The sequence below is a fragment of the Rahnella sp. ATs2 genome (genome assembly GCF_051851855.1).
Lineage (GTDB): Bacteria > Pseudomonadota > Gammaproteobacteria > Enterobacterales > Enterobacteriaceae > Rahnella > Rahnella variigena.
In genome coordinates, this window is the sequence record NZ_JBLYPL010000013.1 from 141697 (window position 1) to 159989 (window position 18293).

Genomic DNA, 18293 nt, shown 5'->3' on the forward strand with positions numbered 1-18293 from the left:
AACACGGAGGTATAACAAAATAAAGTGGCTCACCCCTGAGCCTCATAAGGAATCCTCCATGAAAACGTTCAATTCTGTATCCGCACTGAAGAATCATAAAATACGTCTGGATCATAATGTCTTCGTTAATGGTTATTTTCAGGCCGGTGACGGCGGCGGCGGTCATTATCACTGGGACAAAAACTGCGTTCTGCCCGCCAATAACGGCACAGTGATCAGTTCTGACCATTCGGCCAATGGCCGCTGGCGTCTGATCCATCAGGGCGTGGGCGATTTCCGCACTTTCGGCATTCTTAATGCTGATCAACCCGCTGACGATGCGCTGGATGCGTTAGTGAATGATCCGCAAATCAGCCAGATTCTGGCGTTTACGGATTTGCTCTTTCAGCGCCGCCATCATTTCACACGTTCTGACATCACCCTGGATTTCCAGAACAACCGCGTTTTCACCACCGGCATTGCCAGCGCACCGGTCAATGACCCGTTTGCCGCCGTGCTGTTTTTCCAGGGCACTGTCACCGGCACGCCTGTCACCTTCACGCTGACAGAAACGTTGCAGGAACAGACCGATATCTTCCCTGTTGCCGATTCATCACTGTTCAGCGTGGGCGACTGGTACGCGGTGGAGGTTACGCCGGTGAAAGGCGCGGCGGAACGCGAGCTGCAAAAGCTGGTGGAAATCATCGCTATTCCTGACAGCACACATATCCAGATTGGCTATTACAACGGCTGGGAACTTCTGGCTGGCAGGGTGATCAGCTGGCAAAAAGTCGAGCCAGTTGAATTCGTTACTGTTAAAAATATGCAGTTCTCCGGGGCGGGAGATGATCAGATCACCGGCAGTCATCCGGTGGCGTTTGAATACGCGGTATATGCCAACGTGAAGGGGATCCACTCAACGGGTTCTTTCTGGCCGGTGGTGATGCGCCGCTGGAATACCCATTATCTGACGCAGCAATGCTCTCTCATCAATCCGCCGAATACGGCCTTTGGCGGTGCCGGATATCTGACACAGCAAATCTATTGTCTGTACGGCCATGTCAGTGATTGCAGCGTAGCAAATGCACGGCATTTAAATGATTTCACGGCGTCGGCGTATTGCCTGGTCGAGAATTGTCATGCCAGCGGACAAAGCGCGGAAAAAGGCCCGTTCGTCACCCACGGTCAGTACGAACACGATCTCACTTATACCGGTAATTCCGGCCTGATGACCTTTGCCAATTCCGGCGTCACCTGGGGAGGCAGCGCCAAACGTATCAATGTGCGTAAGCACGTCTGCCCGTGGTTTGTCGCCCGCTCCGGCGTGAGTGAACTGACACTGGAAGATCTGGTGGTGATCACCAACGAGGCCATCCCGCAGTCCGGGATGTTGTGGGTCAATGCCGACGGTTTGCAGATGACCGGCTGCACCGCCGATGGCACGCTGATTATCAGTCAGGCCTCGCAACGCGCTGCGCGCCCGAACGTCATTCGTCAGTGCCAGTTTTCATTTCTGGAAGACGGTGCGCCGGTGGTGCGAAACAACGTGACGGCTGCTATTACCTTTACCGATACGGTGTTCAACGCTATTAGCGGACACGCATTCGACAGCACCGCGCCTGTAAATTTTGTGCGCTGCACGTTTAACGCCGCCACACAGTCTGCCCCGGTGATCCTGAAATCTTCCACGCTGTCGGTTCAGGCTTCGCAATTTAATCAGGTCGGCTTCACGCTTTCCGGCACTGCGCCAAAGCAAATCGATATTCTTTCCTCAACCCTGACGCAGGCAACGTTCGATTTCACCGACGTCACTGCACAACCGGCCAGCTCACTGATGTTCCTCAATAACCGCTTATCCGGCAGCACCGTCATCGCCCAACCACCCGCCGGAGATCGGGTGATATGGCAGCAGAATATGATCCTTGCCTGACGGCTAATAGCCTGAGGAACTAAGGAGTTTTTCGAGATAGTTTGAGTCGCAGCAACGCGCAAGCGAGCGCAGCCAACGCATCCACAGCTCAAAATATGAAGAAAAAAAAAGCCAGCATAAGGCTGGCTAAGTAATACTGGAAGCAATGTGAGCAATGTCGTGCATTCATGGGGACCCGTTTGACCTTGGTGTGAGGCCATCCCCGGAACGCATGGCAATAATAATCATTATCATTCGCACTTGTAAAGCATTTTTTTTCACCAAACATTCAATTGACAGTTTTCCTATTCCTGATAAATGTAGAGGATATTCAAACAGTAACCACAAAAAGAGGAGTGTCGCCATGAGCGAAATAGTCATTCGTCACGCTGAAGCCGCAGATGCAGAGGCGCTTCAGCACCTATACGCTCAGGTTCCTGTTTACAGCGACACACTACAACTACCTTATCCGCCCGCCACGCTCTGGGAAGACCGGCTTGCTAATGCCGCGCCCGGCCGGTTCGCGCTGGTGGCGTGCATCGACGGTAAACTGGTCGGCAATCTGACCTTAATGGTCGAGCAGCCGTGGCGACGCCGCCATGTGGCAACGTTCGGGATTGGTGTGGATACGCAATTTCAGGGGCGAGGCGTCGGCAGCAAGCTTATCGAAGCTGCCCTTGAGTTATGCGACAAATGGCTGCACGTGACCCGCGTCGAACTGACGGTCTATGCCGATAACGAGGCTGCTATCGGGCTGTACAAAAAGTTCGGTTTCAGCGTTGAAGGCCTCAGCCCGTGCTACGCCCTGCGTGACGGCGAGCTGGTGGATACGCTGCATATGGGGCGCATCCGAGGCCTCCGGCAGGCGGTTTAATCGGTACTGACAGAGGCGCTGGTTTCCGGCGAGGGCTGACGTAACAGCAACCGCAGACCCAGCGCCATCGCGATAAACACCAGCAAAGCCGAGCCGGGATAGATCGCATCAATCCCGGCCTGCGCCATCAGCACACCGGCCAGCGGGCCGGTAATTCCCAGAGATAAATCCAGAAACGCCGAATAGGTCGCCAGCGCGCTGCCCTGATTTTCCTGCGGCAATTTCTTCACCGCCACCACGCCCAGCGCCGGATACACCAGCGAGAATCCCACGCCGGTAATAAACGCACCGGCCATCGCAGCCCACGCGGTCGGGGCGAAAAACACCATCATCAGCCCGGCGATTTCCACCACAAAACAGGCCAGCGCCACCTGCAATCCGCCAAAACGCGTAATGCTGTTGGGCAGTAACAACCGCATGCCGACAAACGCCACGCTGAAGAAAGTCAGCGAGAACGCCGCGCCCGACCAGCCTTTGGCGGCGTAAAACAGGGTGATGAAGGTGGCGATCACACCAAAGCCGGTGGACGCCAGCGCCAGCATCATGCCGTACGGCAGAATTTTGCCCAGCACCTGACGGAACGGAATTTGCGCAGACGCAGTGCCGGTTACCGGCGGTTTGCGCCATGCGGTGATTAACGCCGCCAGCGCCACCAGAATGATGCAGGCCGACAGCAGCGTCAGGCCGCCGAGACTAAAAATCAGCACGCCGAGCGGTGCGCCAATGGCCATCGCGCCATACGTCACCACGCCGCTCCACGAAATCACTTTGCCGATATGCAGCGAACCTACCACGCTGATGCCCCACAGCGTTGAGCCGGTTCCGGCAAAACTTTGCCCTGCGCCCAGTAATATCCTTCCGGCACACAACAACGCCAGGCTGACCGCCGGTGACGCATCAAATCCCAGCGCCAGCAGATAAAACACGCCGCTGAGCAGACAACCGCTCAGCCCGAACATCACCACCCTCTTCGGCCCGATTTTATCGGCATAACGCCCGGCATACGGACGGCTCAGCAGCGTGGCGAAATATTGCAGGCTGATCACCAGCCCGGCCCAGAACGCGCTGTAACCAAGATGTTCGTGGACGTAACCCGGCAAAATCGCCAGCGGCAGGCCGATGGTCAGATAGTTGGCAAAGTTGAACACCAGAATGGAGAGAATTCGCAGCGTGGTCTTAGACGGGCTGACCGCAGCAAGGTCGGGCGAAGCAGGTTCAGGCATGGAAATTCGTGTCTCACGAAGAAGGTTCAGGCATGTTGCGAAGCCGTAAATGAGTCTTTGACTTTATTAGCAATTGATGACTTTCGCAACAAATTGAACCGCTGTTTTATTCACGCTTCCCCGTACTGCCATCAAAGTGACACATCACTGTCATGCGCCCTGATTATGGTCGGGAGACTTCAACCGGAGGACATCCTATGTTCAGCATGGATACCCTGTTTCAGGATCTCGACCCGCAGCACAAAACCCCTTCCTGGCAACGCCGTCTGTTAAAAATCTTATTCCGCGAAAAAGAATTTCACCGCTTTGCCGGTCAGTATCAGCACCTGAAAGGGATTGATATGGCCGAGCAGGTGCTGGAGCATTTTACTATTCGCTGTGAACTGACGGAACGTGACCGCGAGCAAATCCCGAGTTACGGCCCGGTGGTGATTGTCGCCAACCATCCGATTGGTACGCTCGACGGTCTGGCGCTGCTGCACGCGGTGGCGTCGGTGCGTCCGGATGTCAAAGTGGTGGCGAATCAGCTGTTGTCGCTGGTGTCCTCGCTCGGCAGCCTGATGATCCCGGTGGACAATATGGGCAACCGCACGCGGCGCAATCAGGTGACACAGATGCAGGAACATCTGGAAAATCAGGGCGTGCTGATTGTGTTCCCGGCGGGTGAAGTCTCCCGCATGAGTTCCAAAGGCGTGCGCGACGGCAAATGGCACACCGGTTTTATCCGTCTGGCCGCCAAAGCCCGTGCGCCGGTGGTCCCGGTACATATCAGCGGCAGCAACAGCGCGCTGTTTTATCTTACGTCGATGATTTACCGCCCGCTCAGTACGCTGTTGCTGGTGCATGAAATGTTCGGCCAGCGCGGCAACAGTCTGACGCTGAAAATCGGCGCACGCATTCCGTATTCCAGCTGGCACGACGGACAAATGCAGGCGGGCGATCTGGCGGCGCGTTTTCGTAAACATCTTTACCGCCTCGGCGCAGGCAAACCGGGGCTGTTCCACACTGAAACCTCAATTGCCCGTGCGGAAGATCGCGCCGTACTGAAACACGCGCTGGAAGCCAGTGAAGTGCTGGGCAAAACGCCGGACGGCAAAATGATTTATCTCTATCGTCGTCACGGCGAGGATTACGTCCCCGTTCTGCGCGAGCTGGGGCGTCTGCGGGAAATTGCATTCCGCGCCGTCGGTGAAGGCAGCGGTCGCCGCCGTGATCTCGATGGCTACGACGACGATTATTATCATCTGGTCTTATGGGATCCGCAGGCGCTGGAAATCGTCGGCGCTTACCGGTTTATCCCGACCGCCGATCAGGTCGCCAGCAAAGGACTGAACGGAATTTACAGTCAGAGTCTGTTCCAGTACGGCCATCAGATGGACCCGATTCTGGCGCAGGGCATCGAACTCGGACGCAGCTTTATTCAGCCCGCTTACTGGGGCAAACGCGGGCTGGATTACCTGTGGCTTGGCATTGGCGCGTATCTGGCGAAATATCCGCAGACGCGTTATCTGTTTGGTCCGGTGTCGATTTCCGGCGGCATGCCGCTGCCTGCACGCGATTTGCTGGTGGCATTTTATCGTTTGTATTTCGCACCGGCGTTACCGCTGGCAACTTCGCGCCGCCCGTATCCGGCTTCGCTGCCCGATGTGCTGGCACAGTTTTGCGGCGACGATTATCAGGAAGATTTGCTACGTCTGAAGCGCTTACTGACCAATCTCGGATGCAGTATTCCGGCGCTGTATAAGCAGTATTCAGAACTATGTGAAAGCGGCGGCGTGCAGTTCATTGATTTCGGCAGTGATCCGGAATTCAACAACTGTATTGATGGTCTGGTGCTGGTGGATCTCAGCCAGCTAAAACCGGCGAAGTACGAACGGTATATTGCTGTGCATCACTGATTCTGCTGGCTGAACACCAGCAACGGGGCCTGCGGGTCCCGTTGCTTAAAGAACGAAAATTTTATTTAGACTGATTCACATCAACCACGGAAATGGTGTAAATCACGACGTTATTCAGCGGCGATTCACCCCTGGCGTCTTTGGTTTTTTCCAGCGTCGCCGGTGGGATCACCACGGTAATCTGTCCCCCTTTGCGGATCAGTTTCACACTGTCGCGCAGCACCGGCGGCATAGTGGCCACGCGGAAAACCTCGTAGGCATTATCGATTTTCGGCGCGTCCACTACCGTGCCATCGACCAGCACCCCTTTGTAGTTCACCTGTACGGTATCGGTGTCTTTCAGCGCAGCGCCTTCCCCTTTATTGTCAATGAAATACAGCAGACCCTGCCTGGTCTTTTTGACGCCTTCACGTTTGGCAAACGCATCAACGTAGGCCTTATCTTCCGCCTGTTTCTTCTCGTTTTGCGCCTGCGTCAGCACTTTAACCTGCTCATCAAACGCGGACATCGTCGCCCGGATATCTTCGTCGGTCATTTTCCCCTGATGGGCGAACGTATCGGCGATACCCGCCAGCAGGATATTTTTGTTCAGCGTGATATGCAGGCTTTTCTGGTTAGCGAGCTGCTCTTCGATAAAGTGCGCCAGCATGACACCGCTGGCATACGCACGCTTCTGCTCTTCACTGTCGGGCATCTGCGCCGGTGCAGGGGCTATTCCGGCGGCGTTAATGCTTTCAGCGGTGACCTCTTCCGGGATGACATTTTTTGCCGGTTCCGGTGCCGGAGGCGTGGTGTCTGCCGGAGTGGTTGGCAACGTTGTTTCAGCAGCCGGTGCTTTGGTGGTTACTGGCTCAGGCGTCTGTTCTGGTGCGGGAACAGGTGCTGATGCAGGATCTACGGCGGGTGTGGGTGCCGGAGCAGGAGCCACAACCGGTGCCGTCGCTGATGGCGTCACTGATGGCGTCACTGGCGCCGCGGCCGGTTCAGTTGCGCTGGCAGATAGCGTCATTCCTGACATCATCAGGGCACTGAACAGGTAAATTCCTTTTTTGCGGGAGAGGGACATAAGGTTCCTTGAAAGAGTTAAGTTTTACAAAACGGATAATATTGCATAACACTTGTCATACAATAATCTTCAGGATCTGATATTTTAAAATTACGTGGCGGCATTCTATATTTAACATTGAAAATAAAAAGTATTTAATATGTAAATCTTAATATAAAAATAAACCAACGCAATGATTTATCTGCGTTAAACATTATTAACCGTCAGGATCTCATTTCTATTTATAGGAATTTTCCCGCCCTGCGCATTTTTCACGATAATCATCAGCCATCGCCATTTTCAGCAGCAGATCATGACCCATGTAATTACGCCCGTTGAAAGGATTTTGTAAAACGACGACCGCGTTTTTATGTTTCTTGCCGAAGCTGAAATGGCGCAGTAATGAAAAAAAACTGCAGCACTCAGGCTGCAGTTTTTCAGAAGGCGGGAAGGAAGATTAACGCTCCCTGAGCGCTTCGTTCATTTTGTTGAGCGGCTTCAGCAGATAATCAAGAATGCTTTTGTTGCCGGTTTTGATATCTACCGTCGCGATCATGCCGGGGAAAATATAAAACTTCTCGTGGTGTTTATTTTCCAGATAATTAGCGCTGGTTTTGATATTCACCCGGTAATAGTAAACATCACGGCGGACTTCATCCTGGATCGTGTCCGGAGAAATGGTGGTCACTTCGCCGTCGAAACTGCCGTAGATAGAATAGTCATAGGCGGTAATCTTCACTTTGGCTTTTTGCCCCGGATGAATAAATGCCACATCGCGCGGGGAAATCTGCGCTTCCACCAGCATCTGATCGTCGATCGGAACCAGCGTCATCAGCTTGCCATTCGGCGGGATTACGCCTCCGACGGTATTGACGTCGATATTCTTCACAATCCCTTTGACCGGCGAGAAGAATTCCAGACGATTCAGTGAATCTTTACGCCCTAAAATCACCGAGCGCTGCGCTTCAATCTCAGCGTTGGCTTTTGCCAGCTCTTCACCGGCGCGCACGTGATACTGCGTTTCGAGATCGGTCGCCTTACTTTCCATTTCATTAATCTGGCGTTGCAGACGCAGCACTTCCACGTCACTGGCCGCGCCCTGTTTGACCAGCGGCACGGTCATCGACAGCTCACGACGGATCAGGGTCACGCCCTGTTTCAGGCCTGTTAACTGCTTTTCCAGACTGTTGCGGCTGGAGTTATACAGTTCAGTTTCCGATTTCACCAGCTCCGGCTCGTCATCCAGCTCTTGCGGGAACACCAGCGGCGTGTTGTTGATCTGCGCCGTCAAACGCGCCGCCGTCGCCAGCGCGGCATGTAAACGCGCCACGCTTTCCTGGACGCCGGATTCGGTTTTGGTCCGGTCGAGCTGCGCCAGACGCTGCCCGCGTTCCACCACTTCACCTTCCTGCACGTCGATGCTGTGAACAATCCCGCCTTCCAGCGACTGCACGATCTGCTCGTGAGAAGAAGGAATGACTTTACCGGTGCCGGTGGTGACTTCATCCAGGGTGTAGAAATTCGCCCACAGGAAAAAACACAGCAGCATCAGCGATAAGGCCCACACCAGAAGGGTGGAGCGTGGCAGCGCTTTTTCTGCCTGCTGGCGCTGGAATGATGTGCGTCCGTTCATCATGATGCCTCCTGTTTAACCGGCGGTTTCACGGGCTGTTGCGCCGCTGCCGGTGCCTGTCCTTTTTGCCTGAAATGCTTGTTGAGGATTTCGTCTTTGTTGCCGTCGAGAGAAATGCGCCCGTTATCCATGACGATGATGCGATCCACCAGCTGTAACAGCGCCAGACGGTGCGTGGCGACGACCAGCGTTTTGTCTTTTGCCCAGCCGGAGAGCTGATTGATCAGATTCCATTCAGAAATCTCATCCAGCCATGCGGTCGGTTCATCGAGCAACAGAACCTGCGGCTGGGTGATGATATTACGCGCCAGCAACAGTGCCTGACGCTGACCGCCCGAAAGTCCGACACCGCCTTCATGAATGAGGAAATTCAGGCCGTTCTCTTTTTGCTGCACAAACGTCAGCGCACCGCTGATAACCAGCGCCTGATGAATTTCTTCATCGGTGGCCTGCGGGCGTCCCATAGTGATGTTGTCGCGCACCGACCCGAAGAACAGGCTGGCATTCTGGTTATGCAGCGCGACGTCACGGCGTAAATCCGCCGGATCAATCTGTTTAATATTGACGTTATCGAGCACCACCTGCCCTTGCTGAACCTGCTGCATACCCGCCAGCACCTGCAACAGCGTCGATTTGCCCGCCCCGTTTTTGCCCAGCACGGCGATTTTCTCACCCGGTTTGATGTGCAGTTTTGCAACGGTCAGATTGGCGACTTTCTCTTCCTCATCGTAATAAAACACCGCGTCATGCAGCGCGTAGTCGCCGGTGATTTGCGCCTTGTGGACCATCTTCTGACCGTCTTCCTGATCAATCGGGCGCTGCATCAGTTCATCCAGCCCTTTACGCGCAACTTTCGCCTGCTGCCAGCGGGAAAGCACACCGGAAATCTGCGCCAGCGGCGCAATGGTACGCGAAGCCAGAATCGTGGTGCCGACCAGCGCACCGGTGGTCATATCGCCGCTCATCACCAGATAACACCCGACCAGCAGCACCACGGCGTAGACGATGGACTGCACTTCCTGCGTCCAGGTCATCAGCATGCTGGTCAGAAAACGCTGACGCATACTGATATCCGCCGACACTTCATTGCAGTGATTCCACTGGTTCTGAAAACGTTGTTCGGCGCGCATGAGTTTGATGTCTTCCAGAGATTCCACCGCTTCCACCAGCGAGGCATTACGCACCGCCGATTCGCGCATCCCTTCACTGGCCAGTTTCGCCAGTGGTTTCTGGATCAGTAATCCGGGGATCAGCAACAGCGGCAGCGCCAGTAACACGACAAACACCAGCGGACCGCCAATCATCCACAAAATCACCGTGAACAGCAGGAAGAACGGCAGGTCGGCCATCACGCTGATGGTGGTCGAGGTGATCAGTTCACGTACCGATTCCAGCTCGCGGATTTGCGAAATAAAGGAGCCGGTGGATTTGGAACGGGCACCGTTTTTAATGCGCAGCGCGCGGCCAAAAACGCGGTCGGAAATACGCAAATCAGCGCGCTTACCCACCACATCCGAAATATGCACGCGCACCATGCGCATCACAAATTCAAAGGTGATCGCCAGCATCACACCGGCAAATAACACCCACAGTGTCGGGATAGATTGCGACGGCACCACGCGGTCATACACCTGCATGGAAAACAGCATGCCCGCCAGCGCCAGCAAGTTGGCAATCATCGACGCCAGCATGATGTCGCTGTAACGACGCCAGTCTTTCAGTGCCAGATCCCAGAACCAGTTTTTCTTGTACGGTTTGATGTAGTTATCAACGCGCGCATCAGGAATGGTATGCAGCGGTCGCAGCAGCGTGATGCTCTGCGCCCGCTCGGAAAGTTGTTCAGACGTCAGGGTGGTTTCCAGCCCGTTATCTTCAGTAAATTGCACGGCGCACTGGCCGCTGGCGTCCAGATGTGTCACCACACCCAGCCGGCCGTTATCGAGCGTGACCACAAACGGCACACTGACCGGATCCAAATCACGCGGATGCAAATCACGGGTCACGCGTCCCAGCCCGAGCTTTTTTGCCATTTCATCAAGCACGACGTCAGCCGGTGAACCCATTTCCCACGCGATGGTGGCTTTAACGTGTTCTTCTGAATAATCCAGACGGTAGTGTTTCGCGATATCGAGCATGGCTTTCAGCCAGGCGGTGTAGCCTTTATCTAACATGGTCTCTTTTTTCATCTTCATTCTTCCCTAATTCATTCTTCCTTCACGCTCATTCCGGAACATGAACAGGCCATCCGCAGAAGCGGAACAGGGTAATTCCCTGCTCCGCTCTGCGACTGATTAACCGACAATCAGCTGATGGTTCGCCAGCAACGTCGCCAGATCGGTATGCACGTTATTCAGCGTGGCGATGGTCGTCATCGACTGCGCTGAACCACTGCCATCCATATCCACCTTGATGACGGTATTGTTGCCTTCTGTGGTCACCGACAGGTAATCGGTGATGTTGCCCGCCGAGGCATCGAGCGTCGCCACGCCATTGACGTAGCTGGCCGAGCCCGTGCCGGTATAACCGCCGGACTGCAACAGTTCGCTCAGATCCAGACGGTCTGAGTTCGCCGTGCCTTCCCATGTGCCGACCGTAAAGCCGTTGATGGTATCCGAGCCGTTACCGCCGGTGGCGTCAGCGCTGTCCAGCAACTTGTACAGCAGCGTGTCGTGCCCGCCGTTGCCTAAGTTGAAGGTATCGTTGCCGCCGCGCCCTTCGAACACGTTATCGCCCGCACTGCCGGTGAACACATCGTCATAGTTCGATCCGGCAATTCCCTCGATATCCTTGAAGGTTGACGTGTTGAACCCGGTGTTCTGCGCGTTACTGCTGCTCAGATCCACCGTGACGCCGCTGGTGGCATTGCGGAAATCGACGATGTCCTGACCGCCGGTGGCGCTCCATGTCGCATGGTCTGACGTGGTGCTCCAGCCGCCGGAGCCGTTGTACACATAGGTGCCGCTTTCCGCGATAAACGTGTCGTTGTAGCCGGTACCGGTGATCGTCCCGCTGTTACCGCCGGTTGCCGCATCTGCAGTTAACGAGTAGCTGCTGGTGCCATCGCCTGCGGTCAGGTCATTCCAGGTCGCATTGGATGACACGCCGTTGATGTTGCGTACCAGCACTGCCGAATAGGTTTCATTCGGATCCAGCCCGTAGAAATTCACCAGCGCCGAGGCATCGTTAATACCGATACCTGACTGGGCGTTGATGATCTGTGAGGCCACCAGTTCACCGGCAGAGTTATAAAGCTGCACGGTGTTGCCGTAGAACACGTTCATCCCTTCGCCGTCGAGAATGCGCAGGTGGATCGCCGTGCCGTCAGCAATAGTGCTGTTGTTAGCGATGTACACCACTTTGCCGTTGGCCTGCGATACCAGCAGATCCTGCGTCCCGTTCCAGTCGTAATCGAGGGTCGCAATCCCCGTTACGTTGACCAGCGATGACGCCAGCGCGCTGTTTGTCCAGCCTTTGCCGGTGCCGTCGTTCAGATACAACGTGGCGGTCTGGCTGCCGGAATAGGTGCTGAACTTGATGATGTCCATATCACCGTCACCGTCCCAGTCCACAGCGGCTGACAGATAACCGGCTGACGCTGCGTTCGTGGTCGATGTTTCCACCGCCGTTGGCGTAGTCAGCAACGTTCCCTGCCCGCTGTTGTAGTAAATCGCGCCACCATAGTTGTACGTTCCGTTCGGATTCAGGCCGGAGGAAATGTACAAGTCCATCAGGCCGTCGCCGTTGAAATCCGCCCAGGTCATAGACACGGCCGTGGTGGTGTTTGCGGCATTTGGCACAAACACGTTGGCAATGCTCTGCGTTTCCGACAATGTGCCGGTCCCGTTATTGTTCACCACCGTCAGGGCGTACACGCCGTTGCGGTTGGTGTGCTGAACGATGTCCACGGTACCGTCGTTATTGATATCCACACCGGAGATTTCACGATAAGAAACTCCGGCAAGGCCCGCCGCACCGTTGGTGCCGTCTGGGGTCACCACGCCATTGTTGTTGACCAGATAAGTACGGGAGTCACCGCCCGCATCGCCGTAAGCCAGATCAACCCAGCCGTCACCGGTTTTGTCGTAAGCAATCACGCCGCCGTACCAGATCAGCGTGCCGATCGCCTGCTGCCCGTAGGTATAAGTGCCATCCGTATTCGCCGTCCATTTGCCCTGAATATAGCCACCGTAGTTGGTTTCCGTTGCATAAATGTCTGACGTGCCGTTACGGTCGGTATCGGCCAGCGTGTAGCTCACCACGATATTGCCGCGTGAGTTGGTCAGCGTGGTGCCGGTATAACTGTTCAGGCCAGAACTGGTGTAATCGGAAATACCGGTGACAATGTTCCACAAACCGCCGCTGTTCAGGCTGAAAGCCATGGCATTGGTCGATGTGGCACCCGCAGTGGTTGCCCAGCTGGTGTCCACCGCCGTTTCTGCATAAATCACTATCGCGCTGGTGCTGATGCCGGCATCGTTACCGTTACCTGCGCTGCTTCTGACCTGCGCGGTCACGTCATAACTTGCCAGTCCGAGCGCGCCCGGCACCTGCAGATACCAGGTGTTGTTCAGCGGATCGACCACCACGGCGCCGCCGGTTTCCGACGTGTAGGTCACGCCGTTCACCACCACCTGCACATACATCCCTTCGCCCAGCGCTTCGGACAAGGTACCGCTGATGATCGGCGTCGTATCCTGCGTGGATTCCGGCGTCACGGTGGCAATCGTGGTCGGAATCGACGTATCTACCGTCAGGGTGAAATCAGTGGATGACGTGGTGTTTCCCGCCAGATCCTGCGATTTCGCCACATAGATATACGTGCCGTCCGCCAGCGCTGAATCGGAGAAGGTCCACGCCAGACCGACCACCGTGGCGACGCCGACATACACGCCGTTACGGTAGATTTTCAGCACTTCGCCATCGGCCAGCGCCTTGCTCAGCGTGCCGCTCAGCGTCGGTGCGGTTTCATCGGTGTACGTGCCGGAACCGAACGAACCCGTGCGATCGCCTTCGTCATCGGAATACTGAACGATGGTCGCCACGGCTTCAGGGTTCAGCGTGTCAATAACCACGGTCTGGCTGCCGATGGTGCCGATGTTGCCCGCCTGATCGATAACCCGAACCTGCACGTTGTAATTGCCGTCCGCCAGCACGGTGCCGGTTGCGTCATAGCTCCAGCCCAGACCGTTCACCACCACGTCAGACCAGGTTTTACCGCCGTCGAGGCTGATTTGCGCCCTTTCATCGGTCGCGAGTGCCGCGCTCAGTGAACCGGTCATCGTCAGCGTATTGTCGCTGGTGATGAAGTCACTGGCGGAATCGCCGGTATCATTGCTGATCGCTTCAATGGTGATGACTTGCGTCGGCGCGGTGGTGTCAATCGTCACCACCTGCTGCGCGGTCTGACCGACGTTCCCGGCCTGATCCACCACGCGAACCTGATACAGCGTCTGCCCGTCAGTCAGCGTGCGGCCGTCAACGTAAGTCCAGGTGCTGCCCTGAAGCGTCACGGTGGTCCAGGTTGCGCCGTTATCGATACTGATCTGCACCACTTCACCCGGACTCAGTTCCGCGCCAATTGACCCTTTGACCGTCAGCGAGGTATCGCTGGTGACAAAATCGCTGGCAGAAGAACCGGTGTCCGTCGTGATGCTGTCGATGGTCACGGTTTTGCTGCTGTCCGGCGCAGTGGTATCGACGGTAACCACTTTCGAGGTCACGTCGCCGACGTTACCCGCCGCATCGACCACGCGGACGTTGTAGGTGTAATCACCGTCAGTCAGCGTGCGGCCATCGGTAAATGTCCAGCCGGTGCCGATCGTCGTCGCGTTCGCCCACGTCAGACCGCCGTCGACACTCACCTGCACCACTTCATCGGCAGCCAGCGTTGCGCCAAGCGAACCGGTGACGGTCAGCGAGGTGTCGCTGGTCACGAAGTCAGTGCTGCTCAGGCCGGTATCCGTGCTGATGGCATCAACGCTGACCGTTTTGCTGCTGTCCGGTGCGGTAGTATCAATCGTGACCACCTGACTGGCGGTCGCGCCGACGTTACCGGCCAGATCCACCACCCGCATCTGGTAGTTGTAATCCCCGTCGGTCAGCGTGCGCCCGTCGATGTACGTCCAGGTCAGGCCGCTGATACTGACGTCATTCCAGGTCGTGCCACCGTCGAGGCTGATTTGTGCGTACTCATCCGCCCCCAGCGCCGCACCGAGCGTGCCGCGCAGATTGATGGTGGTGTCGCTGGTGATAAAGTCGCTGCTGCTCAGGCCGGTATCCTGCGAAATCGCATCGATACTGATGGTCTGGCTGGCGTCCGGTGCCACGGTGTCAATCACCACCGTCTGCGACGCCGTTGACCCGACGTTACCCGCCGCGTCAATCACCCGCACGTTATAGGTGTAACTGCCATCCGCCAGCGCGCTTCCCTGCGCGTAGCTCCAGGTGGTTCCGGTCACGGTCAGCGTGGTCCAGGTCACCCCGCCATCCAGGCTGATTTGCGCGGACTCGTTGTTACCCAGAGCCGCAGACAACGCGCCTTTGAGCGTGATGGTGTTATCGCTGGTCACGAAATCGCTGGTGCTGCGACCGGTGTCATCGCTGACCGAATCAATGCTGATGGTCATCGATGGCGCGGTGGTATCGACCGCAATGTCGTGGCTGGCCGAACCGCTGTTACCGATGCTGTTGGTGACCGACGCGGTGATGCTGTAATTCTCACCATCCGCCAGCGCGTTCACGGCATTGGCGCTCAGGTTCAGCGTCCAGGTCTGATCGTTTGCCACCTGCGTGGTGTACGTCACGCCGTTCAGGGTCACGGTCACGGTCGAACCGGCCGCTGCGGTTGAGGTACCGGTGATCGCCAGCGGACCACTGTGTTCCGCCGCGCTGACCACATCGTCCTGCGCGAAGGTGTTGATGGTGATTTCAGGTACGGCACCGCTGAGGCTTACAGAAGAATCTGTCGCCGCCGGATTACCCGCCACATCTTTCACGGATGCAGTGACGGTATAACTGCCGTCTGCCGCGCCGTTGAAATCCGCCGCAGGCACATTCACGCTCCACGTGCCGCCGGTAGTGACGGTGGCGTGGTATTCGCGATTGTTAAAGGTCACGGTGACAATCTGTCCCGCTTCCGCCGACGTGGTGCCGCTGATGGTCTGACCCGCCAGCTGCTCGGTTGTGTTGATGATGTCATCACCGGCGATGGTGCTGATGGTCAGCGTTGGCGCAACCGTATCGACAATCACTGAGGTATTGGCAGATGCCGGATTCCCCGCCACGTCGGTGGTGCTGGCGGTGACCGTCAGCGTGCCGTCTTTCAGGGCTGCCACGTCGTCCGCCGGAACATTCACCGACCAGGTGCCGTTGGTATTCACGGTGGTGGTGTAGGTTTCATTGTTGAGCGTCACGCTGACCGTCTGACCCGCCTGCGCGGTAGACGTGCCGCTGAGCGTCAGCGGCTGGCCCAGTTCGGCGGCATTCAGCATGCCATCGGCGGTGACCGGATTGATCAGCAGCGCAGGCGCGGTAGCATCAACCACCACGTTGTGCGTCGTGCTGGCAGTATTGCCCGCCGCATCGCTGGCACTGGCGCTCACGGTGTAATTACCGTCCGCAATCGCCGCCAGATCGGTTGACGGAACGCTCAGCGTCCATGCACCGTTCGCGCCGACTTCTGCGGTATAACTTTTCCCGTTCAGCACCACAGTCACTTCAGTACCCGTCGCCAGCATGTCGCTGCCGCCAGAAATCGTCAGGCTGGTGCCCTTTTCCGCCGCATTGATAATGTCGTCCTGCGCAATCGTGTCGATGCTCAGGCTGACCGCACTGGCATTCACGGTGATCAGGTGATCGCTGCTGCCGGTGTTCCCCGCACTGTCGGTGATGCTGACAGAAATCGTGTTCTCGCCGGAGGCCAGCCCCTTAATCACACTTGCCGGAACGCCGACACTCCAGTTACCGCTGGCATCCACCACCGTGGAATAGGTGACTCCGCCAATCACCAGCGTGACCAGGTTGCCCGGCTGGGTGCCGGTGCTGCCGCCGGTAATCACCTGTGCCTGCGAGTGTTCCGCCGCGTTGATCACATCGTCGCCCGCCACCGTATTCACGCTGACGATCGGCGCAGTGATATCCACCAGAATGGAACCGCTGACAGAAGAGCTGTTGCCCGCCACGTCTTTTACCGTCGCGTTCACAGAATAGGTGCCGTCAGTCAGCGCTGAGGCGTCCGCCGCCGGAACTGAAGTGCTCCAGCTGCCGTCGGTGCCGACGGTCGCGGTGTACTCGTTGCCGTTCAGGGTGATGGTTACCACCTGACCGGCTTCGGCGGTAGACGTGCCGCTCAGCACCACATCTGCGCCTGCTTCCGCGCTGTTCAGCACGTTGTCACCGGCGATGGTGTTGATGGTGATGGTCGGTGCCGACGCATCCACTTCCGCCGTATTCGCTGCGCTGGCGCTATTGCCCGCTACGTTGGTAACGCTGGCGGTTGCGGTGACGTCGCCGTCTTTCAGGCTGGTCATATCGCCTGCCGGAACTTTCACGCTCCAGCTGCCGTCGGTGCCGACGGTCGCGGTATAGGTGTGACCCGCAAAATTCACGGTCACGGTCTGACCGGCTTCGACATTTTGCGTCGACCCCGTCAGCGTCAGGTCTGCCGCTTTTTCAGCCGCATTGATCATGTCGTCCACCGCGATGGTATCGACGGTGATTGCCACGCTGCTCAGATCCACGGTGACGTTGTTCGAGATGGTTACGCTGTTGCCGGACACGTCGGTGCCGGTCACGCTGATATTCAACGCACCCGCTGGCCAGTTCGCCACGTCCGCTGCCGGAACCGCAGCAGACCACGCGCCATTCGCGCCAACGGTCGCCTGATAATCGACGCCGTTGATGGTCACGGTGACTGAACTTCCCGCCGCGATATCGGTGCTGGTGCCGCTGACGATCTGGTTCTGCTGGATCTCGATGCTGTTGACCACATCGTCGCCCGCCACCGTATTGATGCGCAGACCCGGCAGACCGGCGTCGATGTTGATCTCGCGATCTGCACTGCCTGTGTTGCCATGCTGATTGGTCACGGATGCACTGATAGTCAGGTCGCCGTCGCCGAACCCTTTCAGATCCGCAGAAGGCACGCTGACGCTCCAGCTCAGATCGTCCTGAACGGTCGTGGTGTAAGTCTTCCCGCCCAGCGTAAGGGTGACGGTGTCGCCCGCCGCCGCGTTGGTAACCTTGCCGCTTATGGTCTGATCGGCGTTGATTTCAGTGGCGTTGACGATGTTGTCTGTCGCCACCGGGCTGATGCTGACGGACGGCAGAGAACTGTCGACCAGAACATCGTGCGTGGTGCTGCCGGTGTTACCTGCCGCGTCGGTGCTGCTGGCGGTCAGGGTATAATCCGCTTCGCCGAGTTTCGCAACGTCGGATGCCGGAACGTTCAGCGTCCACGCGCCGTTAGTAACCGTTGCGGTGTAGTTCTGGCCGTTGAGGTTCAGCGTCACGGTGCTGCCTTCCGCGCCATTGCTGGTGCCGCTGACGGTCAGGGCTTCGCCTTTCTCGATGGCGTTAATCACGTCATCAGCAGCCACGGTATTGATAGTCAGAACCGGCGCAACGGTATCAACCGTGACGTCGTGTGTAACAGAACCGTCGTTGCCTGCGGCATCTTTCACAGAAGCCGTTACGGTATAGCTTCCGTCGGTCAGCGTGCTGACCACGTTCGCA

Annotated in this window: 7 protein-coding genes and 2 pseudogenes; 3 read left to right on the forward strand and 6 right to left on the reverse strand. The window is 56.9% G+C overall.

Features of this window, described 5'->3' with window-relative positions; all coding sequences use genetic code 11:
- Positions 1 to 58: 58 nt before the first annotated feature.
- Together ACJY2G_RS15755 and ACJY2G_RS15760 are read left to right on the forward strand one after the other, a co-directional pair.
- On the forward strand, positions 59 to 1909 hold the full coding sequence (locus ACJY2G_RS15755) for a hypothetical protein (protein WP_430320440.1): 1851 nt from the start codon (positions 59 to 61) through the stop codon (positions 1907 to 1909).
- Between the two features lie 343 nt (positions 1910 to 2252).
- The gene (locus ACJY2G_RS15760) at positions 2253 to 2762 is read left to right on the forward strand and encodes a GNAT family N-acetyltransferase (protein WP_113877241.1); all 510 of its coding nucleotides are present in this window, start codon (positions 2253 to 2255) and stop codon (positions 2760 to 2762) included.
- Here ACJY2G_RS15760 and ACJY2G_RS15765 read toward each other — a convergent pair.
- Positions 2759 to 3985, reverse strand: coding sequence for an MFS transporter (locus ACJY2G_RS15765; protein WP_113877242.1), 1227 nt, complete (start codon positions 3983 to 3985; stop codon positions 2759 to 2761). The two genes, ACJY2G_RS15760 and ACJY2G_RS15765, sit on opposite strands and share 4 nt — an antisense overlap.
- Before the next feature lie 197 nt (positions 3986 to 4182).
- Between ACJY2G_RS15765 and ACJY2G_RS15770 the strand changes: the two genes are divergently transcribed.
- Positions 4183 to 5883, forward strand: coding sequence for a lysophospholipid acyltransferase family protein (locus ACJY2G_RS15770; protein ID WP_120162650.1), 1701 nt, complete (start codon positions 4183 to 4185; stop codon positions 5881 to 5883).
- A gap of 61 nt (positions 5884 to 5944) precedes the next feature.
- On the opposite strand, the gene ACJY2G_RS15775 is transcribed toward ACJY2G_RS15770, so the two are convergent.
- The 5 genes and pseudogenes from ACJY2G_RS15775 to ACJY2G_RS15795 form a co-directional block, all read right to left on the reverse strand.
- Complete coding sequence (locus ACJY2G_RS15775; RefSeq protein ID WP_430320441.1) at positions 5945 to 6949, reverse strand: FKBP-type peptidyl-prolyl cis-trans isomerase N-terminal domain-containing protein; 1005 nt, start codon at positions 6947 to 6949, stop codon at positions 5945 to 5947.
- A 436-nt stretch (positions 6950 to 7385) separates the two neighbouring features.
- The gene (locus tag ACJY2G_RS15780; RefSeq protein ID WP_113877249.1) at positions 7386 to 8561 is read right to left on the reverse strand and encodes an HlyD family type I secretion periplasmic adaptor subunit; all 1176 of its coding nucleotides are present in this window, start codon (positions 8559 to 8561) and stop codon (positions 7386 to 7388) included.
- Positions 8561 to 10747, reverse strand: coding sequence for a type I secretion system permease/ATPase (locus ACJY2G_RS15785; RefSeq protein ID WP_430320442.1), 2187 nt, complete (start codon positions 10745 to 10747; stop codon positions 8561 to 8563). Before ACJY2G_RS15785 ends, ACJY2G_RS15780 begins: the two co-directional genes overlap by 1 nt.
- A gap of 105 nt (positions 10748 to 10852) precedes the next feature.
- Positions 10853 to 12592 (reverse strand): annotated as a pseudogene (locus tag ACJY2G_RS15790) (beta strand repeat-containing protein); the annotation flags it as partial.
- A 540-nt stretch (positions 12593 to 13132) separates the two neighbouring features.
- Positions 13133 to 18286: pseudogene (locus ACJY2G_RS15795) on the reverse strand (beta strand repeat-containing protein); the annotation flags it as partial.
- Between the last annotated feature and the right edge of the window lie 7 nt (positions 18287 to 18293).